This is a genomic window from Cochlodiniinecator piscidefendens (assembly GCF_011326755.1).
Taxonomy (GTDB): Bacteria; Pseudomonadota; Alphaproteobacteria; order Rhodobacterales; family Rhodobacteraceae; genus Cochlodiniinecator; species Cochlodiniinecator piscidefendens.
The window spans coordinates 126,518-150,402 of the sequence record NZ_JAAOIE010000005.1; the positions used below are offsets into that span (position 1 = coordinate 126,518).

Here is a 23,885-nt window from a genome sequence, read left to right on the forward strand (position 1 = left end):
TTTTGATTTTCGCAAACAAAAAGGGATCTATCCTATCAATAAGTTTGACCTTAAAACGCTATCAATCGCTCATCAAGACGTGGTTAAAAACACCCGCCGGTGGCTTAAACAAATGGTAGTCGGATTAAATCTATGTCCATTTTCCCCTAGCGTCATAGCGCGTGACCAAGTGTATTATGCCGTATGTGATGCCTCCACCGATGCACAGCTAAAGCAGTTCTATGTGAGTGAATTGCAGCGTCTGCTTGGGGCCAACGAAAATGACATTGCCACGAGCTTGCTCATGTTTCCCCAAGGTCTAGAAAAGTTCGATGATTACCTCGACTTACTCGATTGGTTTCAGCAGCTCTTGGAGCAAGCAGACCTGACAGAGCATGTGCAATTGGCATCCTTTCATCCTCAATATCAATTTGAGGGGGTGGCGGCAGACGATCTTAGCCACTTTACCAATCGCGCGCCCTATCCAACCATACACCTTCTGCGTCAAGATCAGATGACGAAAGTCCTCGCTCAGGTTTTGGATCCCGAGAAGATTTATATAGATAACATAAAAACATTGAATAAACTTGGTCGTCGACAGGTCGAGGAACTTTGCCCCTGGGGTACATAATACCTGTTTTGCATCGCCGTGTAGCCACGCACGGTGTCAGTTTTTTTGCCCCAAAGGCATCTTAAACTAAGAGATAGTTTGACCAAGATCTGCTTTTGGGATGCTGCGTTTCAGCATGGATAGACCGGCCAAAGGTCCGCAATGGGCCGCCTGCAACAGCGGCCCGCGTTCTTAGATATCAATGGCTTCGGAGATCGACAGTGCATCTTCGAGTTCGACACCCAGATATCGAACAGTGCTGTCCATCTTGGTGTGCCCAAGCAAAAGCTGGACTGCACGCAAGTTGCCCGTCTTCTTGTAGATCTGCGTGACTTTGGTCCTACGCATCGAATGGGTCCCAAAGGCCGTCGCCTCAAGGCCAATGGAGGTGACCCAATCGCGAACGATCCGTGCATATTGCCTCGTAGAAATGTGCAGCCGCTCGTGAAACCGGCCTGGCCAGAGATATTCAGATCCTACCATAAGGGGATCTTCCATCCAATTTGTGACAGACGCCCGTGTCCCCTCTGATATCTCGAAGCGAACGGGCTTTCGTGTCTTGCTCTGCAAAACGGAAGCCCGTTCCTTGATCTGGCCTGAAGCCATAACATCGGCGACTTGCATCCGAATAAGATCACACCCGCGAAGTTTACTGTCGATTGCCATGTTGAACAGCGCGAGATCGCGGTGGTTTTCCGCCAACTCCAGACGGACGCGGATCGCCCACACGTGCTTTGGCTTGAGTGGGCGTTTCTGACCGACGATGCGTCCTTTGTTCCAAGCCGGGCGAAGAGCGCGAATGGCAGGTAAGTTTGGTGTTTCCATGACTGATCCTCCGATCCGCCAATCCCTCCCAAAGCGACAACCTGACGTTGACGAGGCAATGTATCACAATATGCTGCGCTGCATCCGATGCCCGGATAGAGCCCAGAACAACCGATGCTGCGGGCTGTACAAAGGGCGGCTTTCTGGATTTTATTTTGATCTGCTCAACTGTATCAGTTTGGGGCGACACATCATCAAAATGGTTCACACTTGCTACGCTGATCTTCCAAGTTGCTTTCCGATTTGACTAGTGTTTTCGCAACCTCAATCACACATGCAAGATCAAACGGTTCGTCGCCCTCCTTCCCAATTGGGAGCACAGGACAAATCGCTTCGTATGCTTTACGCACGCCGTCACCAAGATCAAAGATAGGGATACGACGGCGATGAATGGCCCAGATCGCAATGCTTAATTCAATCGCGACAATTTTCCATCCGGTATCAATCTGGCGCTGTAAATCATGGACTGCGTGGAGCGCATGCCCTGAGGTATCCTCGACGCCATCTGCTAGTTGCCCAACTGAAATAAGCAAATGAGGCCTAGCCCATATCTTTGTTGACGTTACAAGAGAGGCTGCAATGTGACCCAAGTTGAGAAACTGAACACCTCCTGTGGCATGACCATCCCCTTCAGCCAACCCCGTTGGGAGGCCTGAAAATGTGGGCCATTGCAGTTTTTGAATGCGTTCCCCTGACAAATCAGCAAGTTTCCCAAGGGCTTGCCGCAAGGTATCAAGAGCAAGTGTCAGGCGCGTCGTGTCCATGTTTGCATGGGAATTCGGCCCACGTATTTCGGGGTCAATAATCGGGTTGTCATTGACTGAGTTGAGCTCTTGATTCCAAATTTCTTCGGACTGACCCACAATTTCGTCCACTGCGCCATGCACTTGGGACAAGGTTCGAAAACTAAGCGGATCTTGCAAAAAGCGAGCTTCGCCCTGTGTCCAAAGTTTTGATCCTTTCAAATGAGAACGAATACGCGCAGCACTGGCGCGTTGACCCGGACGGCGATGAACACGATTTACCGCTTCGGATAAAGCGCTGACGTTGCCGCGAAAACCCTCCATTGTTGCAGCCGCGGTCAGATCGTTTAGGGCCAACAACTGCTTTAACTCGACAATAGCAAAGGCACCAAGCGCTAACGTCACCGCATTGTGGTTGATCAGCGAAAGAGTTTCTTTTGCCTTAGGCAAGTTTCGCGCCTTCGCCGCGTCAAGGGATAAAAGCCACACTGCCATTTGTGCCAACGGAACAAGATCAGAGGCACCGACCGAGCCGCTCGCGTCGATTTCGGGCATGTTCTCTTTATTGCAAGCCTCGGTCATTGTTTGTAGCAAGTCTTGACTTACCCCCGAGTGGCCTTGTGCAAACTCATTGATCATGATGATAAGCGCAGCCCGAATAGCCTCACCAGAAAGCAATGGGCCAGGTACACGAGTTGCATGCGCACGTACCAAACGCATATTATATTGAGCGACTTCTTTTTCAGAGACGACAAAGTCTTTTTGAGATCCAACTCCAGTAGTCACGCCGTAGGCTGGAACTTTCTTGCGGACAATTTCGTCCACAATATCACGCTGTTGTTGTACGATTTCCCAACAAGACTTCTGAACGCCTACTGGCAAATTTTGACTGACGATATCTGCTAGAATATCGCAATTCAAATCACATCCGTTGAGAAAAACTTTCTGGTTCAAAGCGGGTATTGCTGCAGTCGTTTTCATCAAATTCTCCGGGCACCGGCCAAGAGCCGTGTTGAGTTACTAAGTTCAGATCGCCTGACAAAATTGTAGAAACGACCCGATAAAATCTTAGTGATGGGTGAAGTAAGATTGTCGAAACTTTGCAAGCAGAAACGCACTACCATCGTATTTGTCAACATCGAAGACGGGGCCTGCCGGTGTGAAAACTTCACTGACGGCAGAAAATCGTGTTGAGTTCGCTCGCAATTGTAAGCTGACATTCGCGCGCTCGCGGCCAAACTCCATGCGTCGTGGCGGACTAACCAGGGACCAAAATTGTCACAGCATTTAGATTTTTTGTGGAAATTACCTTCATATATCTGCATCTAACCATAGCTTGGTAAACCTTGGGTAGGGTGCTTTCTGTTAGCGTTACAGCCTTGTGGTGTTGATATAGATCAATGACGTAGTGAGAATGAAAGGCCAGCCCGTCGAGTGGTTAATCGAGGTCACTGCGCTTATGTTGGCCCGTCAATACTGGGCGCCGTTTTCATGCTCTCTCACACGCCAATAGTGATCTTCGGAAGCAAACGGGCCTACACGCTCCAATGCGTTACAACTTATCTCAAAGTTGCTTTGTGCTTGATCAGGGTTTTCCATAGTAGGATTTAGTTCGCGGCGACGATGTTCCTTTTTGAAAACTCATGAGTTATGGCGCGTACCTGCTGATGATCTGAAAAGGTGGGCAGTGCGAACAACAGTTCGACACCAATATGAGGTTTGATCTAGCTTGCATACGGCACTTGAATGTCAAAGGTGTGCCCAATCTAAATCGCGAATAGCGAAGTGTTTGGGGAGGCATTTTAGACACATTTACAAACGCGTGCCACAGACTGAAATCAGGCCGCAAGAGACGATCTGTAAAAGTACGTTAAGTCCTGTTCCGCAGTCTTTATTGATGTCAAATTGCTGCACGGTGTATGGATAGTAGGCTCAGAACTAGCCACATGTTCTGCCGCCCTAGACAGGTGTCTAGGAGGGGTAAATGCTCCTTGAAACAACGCATAATATGTATGAAGGTCTTTGCGAGGCACCCCAACTTGGTGGTGCGTCTAATGTTTCAGCCGGTGCTATTTTTATATGACTTTGAATTACTTAAAGACAAACAACTTTTTTGCGATCTGCACACTCGTGGCAATGACGGCAACTGGTGCAACCGCGCAGAACGCGTATGGTGGGTATGACATTGCTGGGACACCGGGGGCGGTTGATCAAGATTATGCTAACGTTAGGGGCTGGCAGGTCACGGCCTCCTATGTCGGGGGGCGGCTCGCCTATTGCTCTGCTGGTCGATACGCTGGCGGCAGCTATATGAGCATTGGTTACGACGGTATGCAGTGGCAGCTTGCTGTGCCGATAGCAGGCCAATACAGCGACTGGTCGGGAACTTTGGAAATTGATGGTGATCAACGTTCTACGAGTGGCAACGCGACCACGGGGAACACAATCGCATGGCTTGGTCTTAACGAGCTTGACCGACTGCAGCGAGGAAGCCAAGCGATTTTGAGCGTCGGAAGAGTTGATTACGATTTTGACCTTTCCGGTGTGACCGCTAGTACTTTGAAGGTTTCGGAATGTTATCAGCACGGAGGTCAAGTTCCAGTGCAGGCAACTGCACCAGCGAACACTGCGTCAACGCAAAACGGCAACGCAGCGACAGCGCGTGTAACTTGTGAAACCGTCTTCAACGGACCTTTTGCTTGCACCTTAACCCAACAACCCAGCGAGGGTTCCTATCTCGAAGTATTGACTGTGGATTCAGATGATCCAAACGCTGAACGCTATTTGATTAAACAAGTGAACGATGCGCAAATTGAGGTTTGGGTGTCGTATCCTGATGGCCTTCAGAGCTGGGATTACAAAGGGTATTGGCAGCCAGTTGCTCAGGATCAAGATTGTATGGAGCCTGCACCGAACCAAGGTCTGGCGGTTCAAGATGCCCTTGGGCAAGACGCATGGATGCTTTGCATTAGATAGGTTCGCATTGTGATCACGTCAAAGGTAGGCAAGTTTCAGTTTGCTCTTCTTTTGGCGTTTTTGATGGGTCATTTCACTTTTCCCTTAGTACCCACGGGTGTTATTGATTTCCTAGATCGACAGAGTTTTGAGTTAACTAAAAATAAATTTTGATACCAACCCAAGAGGTGAACGTGTACTGGAATCCTCTTTCAATAAACTACCTTATTGAAATCGTTATGATGTTCAGCGTCTTCGGTTATTTCTCTTACCATCTGGTTCGTAAAAGGGATACATGGCAGGAAACCCGAAGCACAGGTTTAGTGGCATTGGCAGCACTTGGCGGCACAATGTCAACGCTGCTGCAGATGTTTTCAATCTCATTGCACCCTTCCACTGGCAATTTGGTATTGCCTTGGGTGGGCCCCGCTGGTGCAATTGGGATGTCGGGTTTTTTACTTTTTGCCTACTATTTTCAAGGCCCATCGGGGCTGGGTAAACGGGGTGGTGTGGCATTGGTTTTGGCGCTCACCGCGCTTGTATCTCTAGAATTGCTGATTGCTACCGAACGATGGGTGTTGGTGCGTACTGGGGTCATCGAGTTTCGGGAAGCCTGGGTGGACATCCCATTTGCTGTGGGTTTTTGTTTCTCGTGGTTATTTTTTGCGGCCCATCTGGCCAGAACGATAGTGAAGGAAAGAAACGTTTCATTCTGCATGGGAATGTGGCGCGCGATAAAGGCTATTGCTTGGCCTCCTACAAAATTAAGCGGGGAGGCTGCGGTGGCTCGAAGTTTCTTTTATGTTTCGACCATGCCGCTTCTTCTTGCTGTGTGCTTATTATTACGAAGCTACGGCATTATTGATTGGCTTATGGCAGAGGTACTCGCCTGTTGGTTTTTCTTATTGTTGGTTGCCAGCTTTGCTTTGACCTATTTGAACTACGTCCCTGAACAATCTTCTATCCGGGTCAAGGTCATCGGCATCACTTTGATCTCTATTCTGTCCATTCTCTGCGGGATTTCCTGGATTGTTGGATCGGTGTCTGTTGAGGGCTTCAAAAGCGCATACATGCCCTCAGATCAGTCAGCGATCCGTTTCGCACCTGATGGCAATGGACGTTATTTAGTCACATCTATGGATTACAGGTTCGAAACCGGGTTCGGTAATGAGATTGACACGCCTGACCACGAGATAGAGCTTCCGTTCGAGTTCCCCTTTTTCGAAGAGAGCTACAGTACACTGTTCGTGCACAGTGCTGGAATTATCGGGTTTGATCACCTGCCGGTATGGCGCGATGTTGAAAATAATTTCGGTCCACAGCCTGCTATTTTTGCAATGGCGGTCGCGCTCATCGAAACATCGACCGGTGAGGGCGCCGTTGATAGTGGTCTATTTTATGAAGGAGAGCAGGACCAAGTCACCATCACGTGGAATCGGCTTGTTTCCGAGTTCAGCCCAAATGAAGAATATACCTTTCAATTACGGCTTTACCGCGATGGGATCATAGACCTGGTTTTCAAAGACATACCGCAAGAATTAACGCCGGATGTTTACCGCGCCCATTTCACACCGATGATGATGGGGATCGTTCCAGCGTTTCAGGGGCGGGATATGTCAGCGATCCGGTTTTCAAGTGATCTACCCTTTGAAACGTCTATCAGACAAGGTGTGATTGAATATCATCGACTTGACTTTCTAACATATCTTGATCGGATTTATGCCCCTATCGCCTACTTTATTCTCGCCTCCAGTTTGGCTATTTTCCTCATTTTCCCGCGGTTTTTCCGCATCAATTTGGATTTACCACTAAAACAGCTTATCTGGTCCGTACAACAAATTATGGATGGAAAACTGACCACGGAAGTCGGGATATCGCATCGCGACGAAATCGGTTTTTTGGCGGTTTCATTTAAAAAGATGGCCGCAGCACAAAGTGATTTAATTTTAACCTTAGAAGAGAAAGTAGAACGTCGAACGTCCGAAGTCACGGAATATGCAGCGAAGAACGCACGCTTAGTTGAGAGAAACCGACTTTCGAGGGATTTACATGACGCCGTCAGCCAAACCCTATTCTCAGCAAATTTGATTGCGAGTTCTTTGCCGGACCTGATGGATAAAGATCCGAAGCAAGGCCTTAACGCGTTGGAAGATATTCAACGATTGAACAAGGAGGCCCTAGTGGAAATGCGACAAATGTTGTTGGACCTTCGCCCAGAAAAATTAGCAGAATCTCCTCTTGGTCTCCTGTTGGAGGCTTTGGCCCACGATATTGAAAGCAAGTTTTCGGTGCATATTTCTCTCCAAGTTGCATCGGATGTAGTGCTTCCTGAGGCAGTACAGCTGACTTTCTACAGAATTGCTCAGGAAAGTTTGACGAATGCTGCAAAACATGCCCGAGCGAACCAGATCGAAATGATTTTCGACGGGATGGAAAAGCAGGCCATGTTGTCAGTCAATGACGATGGCATTGGCTTTGACACTGTTGCACAGGAACCCGGTCACATGGGGCTACAGATCATGAATGAACGTATAGGTGATGTGGGCGGGTCGTTGGAAATCGAAAGTAAGCCTGGTCATGGCTGCCAAGTGACCGCGATCTGGTTTGAAAAAGGCGCAAGCTAACCTTCGCTCTCTAAAGGGCGTAAGGGTGCGTTTACATTTTGTTCGGAAGCATTCTTGGAAAAGTAGGAGAAACTATACGCCTGTACAGGGGTGCCTGTTGGCTTGGTTAGTTCCCTGAGTAGACCGACATACCTATCCATGAAGGTACTAAAATCTCAAAATAGGTAACTATGTTATGAAAAATTATCTCCCAAAATTGGTGCTTTCGGCGGCTATTACATTAAGCGGTGTTTTTGTATCCACAACAGCCATGGCGTATTCTGATGGTTGCAATGGGCTGAGTGGTTACTACGGCGCTAGCACTGCAATAGTCGTAAGTGAAAATCCAATTTCGGGTAACATGTACGGCATTAGTCTTGTGCGGGTGAGCCTTAACCTACCCAATGCATACGGAACATGCGAAGGCAACAGAACGACGCTCCACATTCCTGCGGATAACAACAATGGGGCGTATACCCTCGAGGGTACTTTCAACAGTGAAAATAATTCAGTGTCTTGGACCGACAATACAACTTGGACCAAGCAGTTTCTGACACAATAGAACGTCAAAATCTGTCGGGGCATATCTATCCGGCTCCAATTCCGTTGGGGACGGTTTTCCCAATTGGTATTTGTCACCAATCGCCAAAACGCCAAACAAACTTAGCAATACTTTAAGGAATAATACGAGATGACGATGATAAAACAGATGCTTTCTGCATTCATGATAACAGTAGGTTTGATCGCATTTTCAACCTCAGCAAAAGCTGAGCCAATATTGCAAATCTTAGACAGAAACTTTAACTACCTACAAGGTTATGCTTACGACTTAGGGGTTATACCGGTCGGCCAAACCACGTCATTTGAAATGGATTATTTGAACGATGGCGACTTCCCTCTTGTCGTGTACCACGTGAGATCGAGCAGTCATAGAACAAGGATGGATCAGGCCGCTGAGCAAGTGTTACACCCTGGGGCGCCTTCGTATTTTACCGGAACGGTTACCACCCACCAACCTGGTCATGGTCGAAGCCGCATTGACATTTTCAGCAATGCTTCTGATCGACCTACTAGTATTGAAATTAGATGGTTTGGGGAATAAGGGTTTGTTATAAAATCGTAAAATATTTCTTGCATCTGCTATTTCGTGGGTGCGAGATGGTACCGAACCAACCGGTATTGACCACACAACGATTGTGAGCTTCATTTAAGCGCTACAGAAGTAGATGCCGCGATACCGGAATTTGTCACCCGAACATGTTAGTCTCTCTATGCAACCAGAAAATGTAATCCGAATTCTGCTCGCCGACGATCATATGGTCGTGCGCAAAGGCTTGCATCATGTTCTAGCGACTGCGCCAGATCTGGAGGTCATCGATGAGGCCGAGAGCGGGGAGGAGGCCCTGTACCTCTGTCAAAAACACAAACCGGATGTCTTGTTGATGGATGTACAGATGGACGGACTTGGCGGTATCGAGGCTACACGCCTAGTGCTTCAGCATCATCCTGCGGTTCGGGTGATTGGCCTGAGTACATTTGCAGATCCGGGGGTGGTCAGTGACATGATGTCTGCTGGAGCAAAAGGATATCTGCTAAAAGACGTATCTGCCAATGAGCTAGCGGATGCAATCCGTCGCATCCATGTTGGTGAAATCGTCCTTTCGTCAGCTGTGCCGTATCCCGCAAGTGGGGTCGAAAAGACAGTAGCCGACTCCAGCATTACCGAAACGGTTATGGCTATGGGTGTACAACAGAAGCGTGTTCTTGCGCTTTTAACCAAAGGACTCACAAACCCTGAAATTGCGGCACATATGAAAGTATCGCTGCCGACAGCCCGATACCACGTCAGTGCAATTTTGCAAAAACTGGATGTCTCCAATCGGGTAGAGGTCGTTGCGATGGCAATCCGTTTGGGATTGATTAGTGAAGATGATTTTTGACGAAATTAAATTATGGGCCTGCCTAGTGCTTGATGAAGCAGACGCGGCGGAACAAGGGCGCTTTTTGATTGATTTGAGCAAAGCTTAACAATTGGGCAAACAGGCGGCGAAACGGAAAAATACTGGTATCAATTCCGGATCTGACCTTTTGGAGAGCAAGGCCAAACAACTCTATGAGCGGCCAATGCAAATTGAGGTCGCTTCCAAACCCGTTCACCAAGGCCAGAGCGAGGGAGACATCAAACTGGCAAATAGCGCACCGACGCCAACGCACTGGTGGCACTGGACGATGTGCCTGCTCAAACGCCAGATGGTCGTTTGCCAACATGGTGTCGGATGGCTGGATATGGATCACCGACCGGATCGATTTGCCTGCGTGTAGTAGATCAAACGCTGTGTTGATCTGTTCATGGGTCATGTTGTGGGTGATGTAGGGATCGACGTCAAAGTCACCGCGGAGCCACTCGTCGACCATGCCGGGCAACTGACTGCGTCCAAGTACGCGACCTGCGCCAGACGCGGCCGGTAACCAACTGAAAGGGGCGTCGCGATTTCCTCGCCTGCACCTGCTACGCCGATCACGGTGCATTCGAAGGAATAGTCTACACCACCGTTAGTCATCTCGACGATCACGTCCTGGGTAGGTTGTGAGAATTCAATCGGATTGATGCACGCGTGCGCGCCCAGTGATTTCGCTAACGCGAATTTGTTCGGGTTCGTGTCAACACCGATGATACGGGATGCACCTTGCATTTTCGCACCTTGAATGACCGCCATGCCCACGGCACCGAGACCACAGACTGCGACCGTCGCCCCCGGTTCAACCTTGGCCGTATTGCGTACTGCCCCCATGCCCGTCGGAATGGCGCACCCCATAACTGACGCTTTGGCCAGCGGCGCTTCGTTTGAAATCTTTGCTACGGCGATCTCTGGTAATACGGTATATTCAGCGAAGGTTGAGGTGCTCATGTAATGATGGATCATTTTTCCTTTGTAGCTGAACCGTGAGGTGCCGTTAGGCATAACCCCCTGTCCTTGGGTTTTACGTATGGTCTGGCAAAGATTGCTCTTGCCCGATTTGATATAGGGGCAGTTAGGATCCTCAGGCGTATAAAGAGGCATCACGTGGTCGCCGGGCTTGACCGAAGTGACGCCCGCACCCAGTTCCTCGATGATGCCGACGGCCTCGTGACCAAAGACAGCAGGGAAAAGTCCTTCGGGGTCTGCACCCGACAGGGTGAACATGTCAGTGTGGCAAAGGCTGGTGGTTACGATCCGGATCAAAACTTCGCCCTCCTTCGGGCCGTCCAGATCGATCTCTTCGATTTCGAGTGGGCAGTTCGGTTCTCATGCGACGGCGGCGCGGATTTTCATGACTCATCTCGTTCTTATTATGATATATGTTGTGTTATATCATAACTATTATAGTGTGAGGAAGCCAACCCCTTCCTTCTGCCAAACAACGGGCCGTATTGGTCACCAATAGGGGTATAGATGTCGAACGATCAGGGACTAGCTTCTAAGATGAACCAAAGGCGACAGGTGGTGCTGCTCGCCTATCCGGGTTTCAAGACTTTAGAAGCGTCGGGGCCACTTAGCGTTCTTGGTTAGGGGGCTGGGTCATTATCGCTTCTTGCCCATGGTGCGCTGCGGACAAGGCGCCAAATCGTTAGCCATGTCCAGCGCAGGGGCCGGGCTTCAATGGCAGTGGTGGAACAGGAGGGGATGGTTGCTACAGTTTGTCATGGATCAGAATGGCATCTCGATGGTTTCAGCCATCATTCCGGCAGGCAAGGCATCCGATGCCGCGCCTTCCTCGGTGCGCAGTAAGAGCATTTCAAGGCCGGCCTTCAGATCAGTTTCTTCCATGTCTCGCGCGATGACGACAACGCGGCTTGTTGTGTCCTTGCCTGGCCAGTTTTTGAGGGGCACAGGTGCATCGAAGATGTGCTGCACTCCGTGAAAGACAAATGGATACTGCAGCCCTTCGACATGCAAAATACCCTTCATACGTAAGATGTTCGCACCCTTGAGTGCAATCAGCGTATCCAGCCAGAAGTCGAAGACGTTCGCGGGAATTGGTTCTGTTACCTCGATGGATGCAGAGCTGACCCGGTGATCATGCTGCTGGTGTTTGGTTGGCACCGAGGGGCTGAAGGTTGTTGTTACTTTAGGCTTTGCGGAGAAGCCTGAAAGATCGGCCAGCGGATCGGGCTTGTTTACCTCTGTCGCCATCCCCAGCCAACTATCCACCTCAGAAGATGTCACGCCACTGCGCATGGCGGATAGGCCGAAAAGTGTTCCTACTGGCACGCTTCCGTGGTGCGCAAGGATGTGCTGAGCCGAGGCGTTAAGCTCTTTTAACCGTTTCTCAAATCTGGATAAATCAAAGGGTTCGATGAGATCAGTCTTTGAGAGGATCAGTACGTCGGCCATAGCGACCTGATGAACCGCCTCGAGCTGCTGATTGAGTGTTTTCATTCCCGTTGCCGCATCTGCAAGCGTGACGACGCCATCCAACCGGAACGCCTGCGCAATCTGATAATCCGTGCCTAAAGTGTGGATGATTGGGCCCGGATCGGCGATGCCGCTGGTTTCAATCACAACCCTGTCAAAATGTATCTTCCCGGCGGCGCGCTTTGCGATCAAGCCCACAAGTGTCTTGGTTAAGTCACACAGGATGGCACAGCACAGGCACCCGGATTGCAGCAATACGGTTTCTTCGGCGGCCTCCTCGATCAGATCATGATCGAGACCTACATCACCGAACTCATTCAGATGACGGCAATCCGGCCAGCCTCTGGATCGCGGATCAGGTGATTGAGCAGCGTCGTTTTTCCTGCTCCGAGGAAGCCCGTTAATAAAGTGACGGGAATGCGGTTGTCCCCCAATGCCATTGTGGCGCTCGCCTCTTCTTAGTCTCTTTCAAGTGATATTTGATATATTATTGCATAACTTTTTATAAGAGGCACAATACCGCGTTCGGCCATGTTTTGACTGGGGCATGTGGACGTTTATGTAATTTGATTGAGTGCGGCAGCTATCCTCAGTTTCTAAATCAGGCATTGATCACAAACGCTTGCTTCTTTGCAACGCTATGCTCCTGGGCCAGAAATTTCGCATGGGCGGCGAAAGACCGGCGCGCGCTTTGGTGCCTATACCTAAATCGAGTAATCATCGATCTGACCGACCAAACAACAAAAGCTTGTGAAAATAATTATCATAGAACATAGTGGGAACATTGTTTCCCGAGCGAGGTATTATTCATGGATAGCATTTCACCCTATGTAGCCGGAATCTTTCTTTCCTACGGCGCGTTTTTAATCGCAATCGCTAGCCCAGGCCCGAACGTTCTCGCCGTGATCGGAACGTCTATGGCTGTTAACCGCCAGTCCGGATTGGCGCTCGCGATGGGTGTGGCGACGGGCACGCTTACATGGGCAATGCTGACCGCTGTTGGGCTATCTGCGCTGCTTGCAACTTATGCTTCGGCAATTCTCATAATCAAAGTGTTTGGTGGTCTCTATTTACTATGGCTCGCCTATAAATCATTTCGTTCTGCTGCGTCAGCGCACGATATTGACGTAAACGAACTGGCTGGAGGTCGCCGGACAACTTGGGGCTATGCAAGGCGCGGGTATATTATCCAAATGACTAATCCGAAAGCGGCGCTGGCATGGATCGCAATTATCTCGCTAGGTCTTGCACCGGATGCTCCGCTTTGGGTTGCGGGTGCGATTGTGATTGGTACGTTCATTCTGTCCGTGGTGATCCATCTGATATATGCATTGGTTTTCTCGACCCCCACAATGGTACGTATTTACGGACATGCACGACGGGTTATTCAGGGTACACTCGGTACGTTTTTTGGGTTTGCTGGTTTTCGATTGCTAACAGATCGGGGTGGCGTTTGGGATGCTCGGTGATACAAGATCATGCCGGCACCATTGTTGATAAATGACCTCGGATCATCAGAATGGCGACCCCGCATAAAATGCATCCGCTTGTCAGCATGATTGTTGTATTCAGCCCTATCATATCCACCAAAACCCCCATTCCTGCAGTGCCAAGGGTAGCCAATCCCCAAAAGGCAGTTTGATCTACTGCAACGATCAGACCACGATCATTGACGGGACTGTTGTGTAGATATTTTCCGTAAACCAAGGCTTTGCCCACTTTGACGCCGCCAAAAATGCAGATGATCAGACAAAAAGCCGGAAAGCTGTTCACATTGATCAAAATCAACAAGCCTGCGCCATATCCCCCCCATACCCCCAGCGACACAGCACCGGGGCGCACAATTTTGGCCGACATCTGTTTTGCAGCCGCAGTGGTAAGGATTGCCCCGATCCAAGAGGAAATGCCAATCAGTGCGATCATGTTGCCGTATTCGGGAAACCTTTCACGCAGGATAAGAGGCACGAGAATATAGCCAGCAGGTACAATGATTAAGCCAAGCAATGCGCTAGATAACAGAATATCGAGGTTTTCCGGGCAGTTTCGGTAATGTAGAATGATCCGTCGAAAAACCCCGGGTTGCAAATCGGAATGATCGACATAATTTGGTGAATGACCATCCCTGCGGCGCTGATGTGTCTGCAGGAAAATGACACTGATGGCCATCAGTATCCCATTTACCACAAAACCGCCTGTTGCAGACAGCAACGGCAGCAGAAGTCCTGAAACATTTCCTGTCAGCTTTGCGATGTTATGTGCCGTTGCAGCCAGTAGACTGTTGTCCTGAACTGGCTGATCTGTGGCATCGGGAATGAACGTGTCTATGGCTGGGTTAGAAAACGCGCTGACAATCCCCGCTCCAACGCAATAGAGGAAAAACAATTCGGGGACGAAGCCGAACTGAAGATCCATGAAACCATAGGTGATAAGTATTGCCGCGAAAATGCTGGTTGACATAATATAGCTCAGTCCTGCGCCCACTCTGTCCGTCAGCGCCCCTCCGAATATGGTGAACACCAGAAATGGAGACAAAACGAGCGCTTGATAGAACCCGATTTCGGTGGCTGTCAGATTTGCGTGAAACGCCATGTACCAAGTGAACAGGACCGTCTGGAAACCTTCTCCCCAATGCCAAAAACCGTATGCTCGGAAGAATCTATTCTTAAACATTGAGGACACTCCACTGTTCTGGGAAAAGTGTAAACTGCGCCGACCGGCGACTTCCAAATTCAGCTAGTTCATCTTAGTAATGTGAGGAGAAATATCATTTCATCATAATTTATCAAGTATAATTATGATGAAATATATCTATGAAAGATAGATCAATGAATAAAAGAGCAACGCAGGAAATTATTGGCCCACAGATGCGCGACCTTCGTAAAGCCAAAGGATTGACGCTTAAACAGTTGGCAGAACTGACAAATTTATCGGTGGGATACCTTAGCCAACTCGAGCGACAAGATGCGGATCCATCCGTTCGAAGCCTTAATGTGATCGGGAATGCGCTGGGAGTTGGGATCAACTGGTTTTTCCCAGACCCTGAACAAAAAGCCGACCCAGAAGGTGACATTGTCGTGCGCGGCCTTCGCAGACGTGCACTGCGCTTTGAATCGGGTGTGAGAGATGAGCTGTTAAGCCCTTCTCTCAGCGGGCAGCTGGAGATGATCCTGACAACTTTGGCACCTGGGGCAAGTTCTGGCGCCGTGCTCTATTCTCATAAAGGTGAAGAGGGCGGTTATGTCGTGGAAGGAACGCTGGAGCTGACAGTGGAAGACCAGATCATGATTTTGAAATCCGGGGATTCCTTTCGCTTTGCGTCTACACGACCGCATCGCTACCACAATCCTGGCGACACCGACACAGTGCTGGTCTGGGCGGTGACGCCTCCACATTACTAAAATACGCGCGTCGTTTCCAATTGTGGCAGATCGCTATTTGGCAGAGGCATAGCATATTGTGATTTAATCCTCGTCAACACTGAATCGTCGTTGCGGGTGGGCGCGTTGGATCAGAGGAAATGGATTGCACTGTCAGATATCAAAGTGTTGAGTTTGAAGGCGTGCTGAATGTTTCATAACCTTTTGAAATATAACTGATTAAGTGGGTAGAATGCATGGCCTAAAGGAGACACCTGATATGAGGCTTCGCTGCGGTAGTGTATTTCGTCGAGCTTATTATTTGTGTGGCTTTGGAGGGATTGGTTGCAAGCAACGTAATTGCAAATGGTGCGCTTTGGGAAACCTGCCCGAGGTCGATCCCGCTCAAAAGCTATACATGAGTCACAAGACAATCTAAGGTGGTATTGTTCGCGGGCTCAAGGATAGCAACATGCTTAAGACAATATCAACCAGCCTAAACCAGATCGATCGCGCGAGTGAGGCGCAGATGCTGCGTACGCTCAATACCTTCGCGGTGGATTTAATGTCGATCCCGAGTGTTGAGGATTTATTCTGGTATGTCGCTCAAAACGTGGTTGGAAAGCTGGGCTTCATTGATTGTGTAATTTACCAGGCGGACGAGCAGCAAACAGAGTTGATGCAGGTTGCGGCTTGGGGAGAAAAAAATCCTTTTGGACGTAACATTATCAACCCTTTGGTCATCCCCTTCGGGTGTGGCATCACCGGGCAAGCAGCGCAAACCCGCAAGCCAATCATCGTGAACGATTTGTTGGTGGATGGTAACTATATCGCGGACACGGAACCAGCGCGATCAGAGATCTGCGTTCCTCTGATCTGTGCTGGACGCATTGCTGGTGTAATTGACAGTGAACATCCTAACGTTGGGGCGTTCGGCGAAGCAGAGTTGGAAATCCTGAGCACGGTTGCCGCGATGACCAGTGCCAAGCTGGAATTGCTGGCCGAAACCAACCGATCTCTGGAGCGGTATGATGATCTTTTGGTTGCACACACCCAATTGTCTCAGGAAACGAGTAATCGAAAGGCCCTAGAAGCTAGATTGTTTGAGGCACGTAAGATGGACGCGATTGGTCGGTTAACAGGTCGATTTGCGCATGAGTTCAACAATCTACTGACCGTTATTGCAGGCAACGTAGAGTTGTTGGAGTTTGATGCGTCTGATGCCGTCGCGAAGGATACGCTACAGGTCGTCAAGACGGCCTCGGCACGGGGTGCGCATCTGATCCGCAGTATGTTGGCCTTTGGCGAACGCACGCGCCTTGCACCTGAAGTTATTGATTTGAACGCGATCGTATCGACCTTTTGTCAAGATTGTGAACAATCATTAGGAAGCCCAGTGGAGCAGTGTAGAGCCGGGGATCTATGGTCAGCATCGGCCGACCCCATAGCTGTCGAAAACATGCTTCTTGCTCTTGCACTAAACGCTACCCAGTCGGGACCAAAGGGTGGTGGGATCAAAATCATAACAGAAAACATTTTCCATACCCTTGCTGAAGGACAGGCATTCCCGTCTGAGCTGACGCCTGGGCGCTATGTAAGACTTAGCGTGTCTGATCAAGGGAGCGGCATTAAAGTGGAGCATATGGCGCAGATCTTTGACCCTTTTTTCACGACGAAGGCTGTGGGGGATGGCACGGGCTTGGGGTTGTCGATGGTGTTAGGCGTAATGCGCCAATCAGGTGGCACCGTTGCCGTTCAAAGTGAAGCGGGCAAAGGCTCAACATTCCAACTTTACTTCCCAGCCGCATCGTGAGGGTCGAAATTCCTTCCTGAAGGTTACTGGGCGCGGGGCCGTCAATTATGGAGGCAATGATTGCAGATCAGACGAAGGATTGTCAGGGTGCGCACGATAGTGTGCCGCTAATCGACATCAGTGGGATAAGGACAGGAGACACAAAAAGGCTCCGAGAAATTGCCGACGAAATAGGACAGGCTGCGCGTGAGGTAGGTTTTTTCCGGATCATAGGGCATGGGATGAATTTACGCCTCGTAGAGAACACCTACCAGATGGCTGAGCAGTTCTTTGCATTGCCAGAACCGATCAAGCGACGCTATTATATCGGTCTCAGCACCAACCATAGGGGGTATGTACCCTTTTCGGAAAAGGGCGATTACCCCGATGAGGTGAATCGTAGCTACGAAGCCTTCGATCTTGCGGTAGATTTGCCGCATGATGATCCTGACTATTTGGCGGGCAATCGATTACTTGGACCGAATGTTTGGCCCGACGTCATCGGATTCCAAGAAACTGTATCTGCCTATTACAAGCAGATTTCGGCGCTGGGTGGGCTGATTAGCGCCGCTCTCGAACTTCACTTGGGTCTGAAACCCGGCGCGATGACCGGGCAGATGACTAAGCCAATATCGCAGCTGCGTTTGCTGCATTATGTCCGGCAAAATGATGAGGTCGACGCTGCGTCTGTCAACATGGGGGCGCATACGGATTATGAATGCCTGACACTCCTACACACTCGCAACGCTGGCTTGCAGGTAATGACCGCCGAAGACCGCTGGATCGACGTGCCAGTCGACCCTCGCGTTTACGTCGTGAACATTGGCGACATGCTGGAAGCCTGGAGCAATGGCCGTTTTCGCTCAACGCCGCATCGAGTGCTGAACCTCAGCCCTGAGCGATTTTCTATGCCGTATTTTGTAGCGGCCAACTACGACACGTTGATCAAGCCTTTTGCCGAGTTGCTGATACAAGAGCGGCAGAAATATGAACCCTTTACTGCGGGCGTGCATTTGGAACGGATGTTGATCAGGGATTTCCCCTATCTGCGAAGGCTGCCATCCCATAGCTTGGCCGATACACCTGCAAGCGTTGCAAACCCATTTGAAGAACGAATGAACCGGAGTTCGAGTTAAGCTATGCCAAGTTTAGATGCGATTGTTGCCGTGGCCCTGGCCGGGCTTGCCTTGAGTGTGACGCCAGGCCCATCAATGCTTTATGTTTTATCACGAACTGTTGGTCAAAGCCGTGCAGCTGGCTTAGCCTCAGCACTCGGTTTGTGCTTGGGTGGAATCATATTGGCCGTTGCAACGGCACTTGGCCTAGCGACGGTTTTCGAAAAGACCGATTGGTTGGTAGTTGCCCTTCGCTATACCGGATCAGCATATCTTGCATGGTTGGGGATTGATATGATCCTCAAGGCAAGATCCGAAGCGCAAAGGGTGCTCAATGTAGAGAAGGTGCGTCAGAAACCGCTGTTTTCGATCATTTGGCAGGGCGTTCTTGTCGAGGTCTTGAATCCCAAAACGGTCCTGTTTTTTGCACTGTTTTTGCCGCCGTTCATCGGCGCAGGCGATGTGCAGACTACTGGCGCCAATGTTACAAAGCAGCTTCTTGTATTAGGGGTGCTCGTGCCACTTACCGCAATCCCGTCCGACCTTGTGGTGGCTTATATGGGGGGCTCTATGACAAAGCTGATCAACCGTGAACACGCAATGAGAGAGCGAATGTCATGGGTGGGTGGGTTGATCCTAATCGCGATTGCCTTGAATCTGCATTTATAGTTTCTTTGAGAGCAGTGTTTGCAAAGTCTCGCGTGCGGCCCTCTGTTAAATACCAATGAGGTAATACATTTTCTGCAGCTTCTTCGTTGCTAGCATATGTAGATAAATGTCGGCTTCTCGACTACTCTCTTTCTGGATTAATGGCTGCGGATGCTCGAATGATCACAATCAGTGAAGATGTGAGATCACGCCAATAGCTGCCAGAAAAACTATGTGAAAATAGCTGTTGTGCCGAATTGGGGGTACCAGTGCGACAAACCATATCGAAGAGGCGGTGTTCAATTCTTATTCATAAGCAATGCAATGATGCCGTGATTTTAAAACAACCCCTGAATTGTTGAAAATGTATCATCCCTCTCTTGGCTTTCTGAAAGGAACCTCTGAATAGTTGGATCCAGTTTTGTGCTCGTTAATGGAATAGCTCCACATGCGCCAACGGCTTCGCGGGCAGAGACGGTTTCGCTAATGCGTTTCCATATGGTTGGGGATGAGTAAGGTGACAAACGCGGTCGAGTGGCCACGCCAATTGTCATTCCGCGCAAGTATTGTACTTGCTGTCGGTGAGCTGGAAACAGGATTGTTTCAGAGATAAACCCATCGTCACTAAACGCATTTTCGATCAAATAAATCCGGTTCCCACGCCATGACAATAACCCGCTATATCGGGTTCGTTGACGAATGCTGCCATCAGGTGTGGTTGCAACCTCATATGTGTGAGCGACGACATAGCCGTCTTGTTCTCGAATCCAGATCAGGGTGCGCAATGCGGTCCCCTCCCAGGATGGGGTGCAGAAATGCCCGTGATAAAAGCCCAGATACCGACGAAGATCCCGCGCTTGATCGCGAAAGATGTTGGTCATCACATCCATTGGTCGGCGCTTTTGGTGTGTTACATTTTGAACGAAACGCTCAGTAAATGACTGATGTTCAAGCAAAAGGTCGCTTTCGGTCATTCTGAAGTGGCGCGCGATGCGGCGCAACGTATGTGCCGAGGGCATGCCATTTCCACTAAGGTATCGATTGAATTGCTGTCGATTGATTCCGATATCGCGACACACCTGAGCGATTGAGCCATGCTCAGCGCACAAGGATCGCAAGTTTTCTGGAAAATCTTTTTGCATGACCCCATTTCTTTCGCTATTTGAAGCTATTTAGATGCTATTCGCGTCTACTTGCTTACACTCGTTCACTTCCACGACGCAAGAATAACGTTAATTGTCGCCCAAATTGGGAAAACAAAAGGCGACAAACGTGCGGGATTTTGGTCAGGAAACGGAAACCCATTGGGTACTACTCAAAGACGGTCGGCGCTTATCTGCCCGTCTTTGGAAACCAAGAACCGCGATTTCTGCTCCGGCAATTTTGGAATATTTACCTTACCGCAAACGCGACGGAACTGCTGCACGAGATGAAACAACGCATACAGTTTTTGCCGAGGCAGGTTACGCATGCGTTCGGGTGGACATCGCAGGAACGGGCGATTCTGAGGGCTCTTTTGATGATGAATACTCTGAACAGGAGCTATCTGACGGCGAAGAGATCATTGCGTGGATTGCTGCACAACCTTGGTGTAATGGCTCTGTCGGGATCATCGGGATTTCTTGGGGTGGTTTTAACGGCTTACAACTTGCCTATCGTCAACCTGAAGCCCTAAAGGCCGTCGTATCGGTTGCCTCAACTGCAGATCGTTACGCCGATGACATTCACTATATGGGCGGTTGTTTGCTGAGCGACAATGCGAATTGGGCCAGCCAGATGTTTGCCTATCTATCCCGCCCGGCTGATCCTGAGTTACGCCCTGACTGGCGCGAAGACTGGGTCACCCGAATGGAAACATTACCTGATCTCGCGGCGGAATGGCTGAAGCATCCAACTCGGGATGCGTTCTGGCAGCATGGCTCTATCTGTGAGGATTTTGGCAAAGTGGAGGTGCCGGTTCTTGCGATCACTGGGTGGTCGGATTCCTACGTGAACACGCCACCGCTCTTGGCGAAATCGTTATCGAACGCAAAGGCTCTGATTGGTCCTTGGGAACATCGCTATGCACACATTTCTAAACTTGGTGCTGCGGATTTCCATTCGGAGGTTATCAACTGGTTTGATCGCTGGATGAAGAATGAACAAAATGGGGTGGAAAATCTACCTGCCTATCGCAGTTTTATTCAGGAACATTTCAATCCAACACCTCAGAACAAACCTCGCATAGGGCGCTGGGTTTCGGAAGAAAACTGGCCATCTGACAATGTTCAGGTAGAGATCATGCATCTCGGGGTCGATGGCCTGACGACACACCTGCAAGGGGGGGAAACACCGGTCAGAACTCCGGCTCACGTTGGCCAGCAAAGTGGGTATTTTTGCCCAGGCATGCGTGTGGATAATGAACTGGCGAGTGATCAGGCGTTGGATGATGCTTTCAGTATTTGTTTCGATACACCGCCTTTAGCGGAAGCGCTGGAGCTTCTAGGGCGGCCCGTGTTGAAAATCAGTTTTATTGCCGATCAACCTACGGCCCAGATTATGGCGCGCTTGTGCGATGTCTCACCTGAAGGTGTTTCGCAGCGGATTAGTTATCGTCCGTTAAATCTTACGCATCATACAAGCCATGAGACACCGGAATATTTGGTACCTGGCCAGGTTTATGAAGCCGAAATTGAGCTAAATGAATTGGGCCATCATTTGCGCCCAGGCCATCGTTTGCGCCTAGCGGTGTCAACCTCATACTGGCCTATACTTTGGCCAACAGCGCAGACAACGACTGTCACGCTTTTGAATGCCAGCTGCAGTTTGTCTCTGCCAGTGCGCAATGCACAGGAAGAGCCAGCTTTGTCCCATCCAAAGGGGCCGATTGATTTCCCGACATTGCACAACGAAGAGCTGCGCAACACCGCGTCGCGCGTTGAACATAAACAAGCAGAAGACGGAACGATCATTCTAGAGACTTTTGATGATTATGGGAAATCTCGTGATCCTGAGCATGGTTTGGAAAGTGGCAGCCATGTTTCGCTGCGCTATGCGATCCACCCAGATGATCCTCTCAGCGCAAGTTATGCGTCGCAGTGGAATTTTACCTACGGGCGTGGCGAGTGGCAGGTCGAAATTGACACGGAGTGTTCAATGACCTGCGACGCACAAAATTTTTACCTACAGCGAAAATTGCGCGCGACCGAAACCGCATCAAAATCGGAGGTCCTCGTGAAGGAATGGTCCCAGACCATCGCACGCGGGTTTCTGTAAACGACACAAAGGGAGAAGACTATGAAACTCGAATGGACCAAAGCCCCGATGGGACGGCGTAACTTTCTGAAAACCGCAACTGCTTTGGGTGCTGCGGCTACTTTGCCAATGGGCTTGGCCGGACGGGCCATGGCATCAGAAGGCGGTACATTGCGTGTACGATCCTATGGCGACATGAGCACGATGGATCCAGCCCACAGCAACGGGGTGTTTGACGAAGAAATTCATGCTTCTGTTTACAATAAGTTGATCCAGTATAAGCCTGGTTCAGAATGGGGTTGGCAACTGGATGCAGCCTCCATGATTGAACAGGCTGATCCAACACATATCAACTTTGCTTTGCGCGATGATATTGGGTTTACTAATGGTCATGGTGCGATGACTGCTGAGGATGTTAAATTCTCGTTTGAACGCATTATTGCGGACGACACTGAATCTCCGAACAAGCCGGATATGGGGCCACTCAGTCATATTGAAGTCACAGGGGAGCGCGAAGGTACGATCGTTCTGAACGAACCGTTTGCACCGCTTTGGTCGATTGCTCTGCCATATATCACGGGTAACATTGTTTCAAAAACTGCGACGGAAGCCGCGGGTGGGCGTATCGGAGCAGACCCGGTTGCAGAATCCGGTCCTTATTTGCGTGCGAGCTGGAATCCGAAGGAAAAGACAGTCCTGACCCGCAACCCGGATTGGCAAGGCGACGCACCAGCTTGGGACAACATTGAAATTCTGCCGATTGATGATGAAAACACGGCTGAGATTGCATTCGAAGCTGGTGAGTTGGACTTCACCCGTGTCTCACTTGGGTCGGTGGAACGTTACCGCGCGGATGTTCCAAATGGTGGAGCATTGATCGAAAACCCATCGCTGTTTTACGTTTGGCTGGGCATGAATCTTGACCACCCAAAACTACAAAACATCAAGCTGCGCCAAGCGATTCAGCATGCGATTGATGTGCCATCTATTCTGGAAGCGGCCTATTTTGGCGCAGTGGAACCGTCCACCGGCATTATCGCGCCGGGCCTTATTGGGCATCGTGATGCAGGTAGCATTGCACCGGCGGCTGACTTTGCACGGGCAGCGGAACTTCTGGCTGAATCCGGGGAAACCAATGTGTCTCTTACCTTGGATGTCCTGAACAAAACGACCTTTACCACAACGGCTCAGATCATTCAGGCGACGTTGGCTGGTATTGGTATCACAGTAGAAATCAACGTGCTTGAATCCGGAGCCTTCTGGGACAGCGGCAATAATGAAAACCTACAGCTTGTGCTGAATCGCTTTTCAATGACACCCGATCCAACTTATGCAACGGCATGGTTCACGACCGAACAGGCTGGCATCTGGAACTGGGAGAACTTCCGCAATGCTGAGTTCGATCAGTTACATGCAGAGGCAGCGCGAGAAACGGATCTGGAGAAACGCGCAGAGATGTACGTTCGTGCACAGGACTTGATGGAAGAAAGCGGAGCATATCGCTTTATCACCCATGAAGCGACACCGGTTGTGCATTCTTCTGGCGTAGTGCCGGCACTACGCCCGGATGGGCTGACTTTGCTACGTTACTTCGGAAAATCTTGATCACGCTTATGGGTGCGGTCTGA

19 protein-coding genes and 1 pseudogene are annotated in these 23,885 nt (G+C 49.9%); 13 read left to right on the top strand and 7 right to left on the bottom strand.

Annotation, left to right across the window (positions count from 1 at the left end):
- Positions 1 to 79: 79 nt before the first annotated feature.
- On the top strand, positions 80 to 610 hold the full coding sequence (locus G9C99_RS13985; protein WP_331460007.1) for a DUF1415 domain-containing protein: 531 nt from the start codon (positions 80 to 82) through the stop codon (positions 608 to 610).
- A gap of 171 nt (positions 611 to 781) precedes the next feature.
- On the opposite strand, the gene G9C99_RS13990 is transcribed toward G9C99_RS13985, so the two are convergent.
- Both G9C99_RS13990 and G9C99_RS13995 read right to left on the bottom strand, forming a co-directional pair.
- The gene (locus G9C99_RS13990) at positions 782 to 1,414 is read right to left on the bottom strand and encodes a tyrosine-type recombinase/integrase (protein ID WP_166418135.1); all 633 of its coding nucleotides are present in this window, start codon (positions 1,412 to 1,414) and stop codon (positions 782 to 784) included.
- Positions 1,415 to 1,608: 194 nt separating this feature from the next.
- On the bottom strand, positions 1,609 to 3,138 hold the full coding sequence (locus G9C99_RS13995; protein WP_166418136.1) for an aromatic amino acid ammonia-lyase: 1,530 nt from the start codon (positions 3,136 to 3,138) through the stop codon (positions 1,609 to 1,611).
- Between the two features lie 1,098 nt (positions 3,139 to 4,236).
- Here G9C99_RS13995 and G9C99_RS14000 point away from each other — a divergent pair.
- The 5 genes from G9C99_RS14000 to G9C99_RS14020 all read left to right on the top strand — a co-directional run bounded on the left by G9C99_RS14000 (position 4,237) and on the right by G9C99_RS14020 (position 9,655).
- A complete protein-coding gene (locus tag G9C99_RS14000) occupies positions 4,237 to 5,133 on the top strand; it encodes a hypothetical protein (protein ID WP_166418137.1) in 897 nt (298 codons plus the stop codon).
- Positions 5,134 to 5,621: 488 nt separating this feature from the next.
- The gene (locus G9C99_RS14005) at positions 5,622 to 7,736 is read left to right on the top strand and encodes a sensor histidine kinase (protein WP_166418138.1); all 2,115 of its coding nucleotides are present in this window, start codon (positions 5,622 to 5,624) and stop codon (positions 7,734 to 7,736) included.
- A gap of 175 nt (positions 7,737 to 7,911) precedes the next feature.
- On the top strand, positions 7,912 to 8,277 hold the full coding sequence (locus tag G9C99_RS14010) for a hypothetical protein (RefSeq protein WP_166418139.1): 366 nt from the start codon (positions 7,912 to 7,914) through the stop codon (positions 8,275 to 8,277).
- Between the two features lie 129 nt (positions 8,278 to 8,406).
- Positions 8,407 to 8,817, top strand: a complete 411-nt coding sequence (locus G9C99_RS14015) for a DUF1573 domain-containing protein (protein ID WP_166418140.1) — start codon at positions 8,407 to 8,409, stop codon at positions 8,815 to 8,817.
- A 169-nt stretch (positions 8,818 to 8,986) separates the two neighbouring features.
- A complete protein-coding gene (locus G9C99_RS14020) occupies positions 8,987 to 9,655 on the top strand; it encodes a response regulator transcription factor (protein ID WP_166418141.1) in 669 nt (222 codons plus the stop codon).
- 343 nt (positions 9,656 to 9,998) lie between these two features.
- Here G9C99_RS14020 and G9C99_RS14025 read toward each other — a convergent pair.
- From G9C99_RS14025 to G9C99_RS18610, 3 genes and pseudogenes are all read right to left on the bottom strand, one after another.
- Positions 9,999 to 10,981: pseudogene (locus G9C99_RS14025) on the bottom strand (alcohol dehydrogenase catalytic domain-containing protein); the annotation flags it as partial.
- Positions 10,982 to 11,404: 423 nt separating this feature from the next.
- Positions 11,405 to 12,433, bottom strand: a complete 1,029-nt coding sequence (locus tag G9C99_RS18605; RefSeq protein ID WP_331460012.1) for a CobW family GTP-binding protein — start codon at positions 12,431 to 12,433, stop codon at positions 11,405 to 11,407.
- A complete protein-coding gene (locus tag G9C99_RS18610) occupies positions 12,430 to 12,552 on the bottom strand; it encodes a GTP-binding protein (RefSeq protein ID WP_269434829.1) in 123 nt (40 codons plus the stop codon). Before G9C99_RS18610 ends, G9C99_RS18605 begins: the two co-directional genes overlap by 4 nt.
- Positions 12,553 to 12,921: 369 nt before the next feature.
- On the opposite strand from G9C99_RS18610, the gene G9C99_RS14035 reads away from it, so the two are divergent.
- Positions 12,922 to 13,581 (top strand): LysE family translocator, encoded by a 660-nt coding sequence (locus tag G9C99_RS14035; RefSeq protein ID WP_166418142.1) that lies wholly within the window; start codon positions 12,922 to 12,924, stop codon positions 13,579 to 13,581.
- A 7-nt stretch (positions 13,582 to 13,588) separates the two neighbouring features.
- Here the strand turns inward: G9C99_RS14035 and G9C99_RS14040 are convergent, their stop codons facing one another.
- Positions 13,589 to 14,782, bottom strand: coding sequence for an MFS transporter (locus tag G9C99_RS14040; protein ID WP_166418143.1), 1,194 nt, complete (start codon positions 14,780 to 14,782; stop codon positions 13,589 to 13,591).
- A gap of 155 nt (positions 14,783 to 14,937) precedes the next feature.
- Here G9C99_RS14040 and G9C99_RS14045 point away from each other — a divergent pair, with 155 nt between their 5' ends.
- The 4 genes from G9C99_RS14045 (at position 14,938) to G9C99_RS14060 (ending at position 19,044) form a co-directional block, all read left to right on the top strand.
- Positions 14,938 to 15,510, top strand: coding sequence for a helix-turn-helix domain-containing protein (locus G9C99_RS14045; protein WP_231704080.1), 573 nt, complete (start codon positions 14,938 to 14,940; stop codon positions 15,508 to 15,510).
- A gap of 430 nt (positions 15,511 to 15,940) precedes the next feature.
- Positions 15,941 to 17,281, top strand: a complete 1,341-nt coding sequence (locus G9C99_RS14050; RefSeq protein ID WP_166418145.1) for an ATP-binding protein — start codon at positions 15,941 to 15,943, stop codon at positions 17,279 to 17,281.
- Positions 17,282 to 17,337: 56 nt separating this feature from the next.
- Positions 17,338 to 18,396 (top strand): isopenicillin N synthase family dioxygenase, encoded by a 1,059-nt coding sequence (locus G9C99_RS14055; protein WP_166418146.1) that lies wholly within the window; start codon positions 17,338 to 17,340, stop codon positions 18,394 to 18,396.
- Positions 18,397 to 18,399: 3 nt separating this feature from the next.
- Positions 18,400 to 19,044 carry a LysE family translocator gene (locus tag G9C99_RS14060; RefSeq protein ID WP_166418147.1) on the top strand — a complete coding sequence of 215 codons (645 nt, stop codon included), beginning with the start codon at positions 18,400 to 18,402 and terminating at the stop codon, positions 19,042 to 19,044.
- Between the two features lie 317 nt (positions 19,045 to 19,361).
- Here G9C99_RS14060 and G9C99_RS14065 read toward each other — a convergent pair whose 3' ends face one another.
- Positions 19,362 to 20,165: a helix-turn-helix domain-containing protein gene (locus G9C99_RS14065; RefSeq protein WP_166418148.1), complete on the bottom strand. Its 804-nt coding sequence runs from the start codon at positions 20,163 to 20,165 to the stop codon at positions 19,362 to 19,364.
- A gap of 130 nt (positions 20,166 to 20,295) precedes the next feature.
- On the opposite strand from G9C99_RS14065, the gene G9C99_RS14070 reads away from it, so the two are divergent.
- Both G9C99_RS14070 and G9C99_RS14075 read left to right on the top strand, forming a co-directional pair.
- Entirely contained in the window at positions 20,296 to 22,278 is a 1,983-nt protein-coding gene (locus G9C99_RS14070; protein ID WP_166418149.1) for a CocE/NonD family hydrolase, read from the top strand.
- Between the two features lie 21 nt (positions 22,279 to 22,299).
- Positions 22,300 to 23,862, top strand: a complete 1,563-nt coding sequence (locus G9C99_RS14075) for an ABC transporter substrate-binding protein (protein ID WP_166418150.1) — start codon at positions 22,300 to 22,302, stop codon at positions 23,860 to 23,862.
- The last annotated feature ends 23 nt before the right edge of the window (positions 23,863 to 23,885 follow it).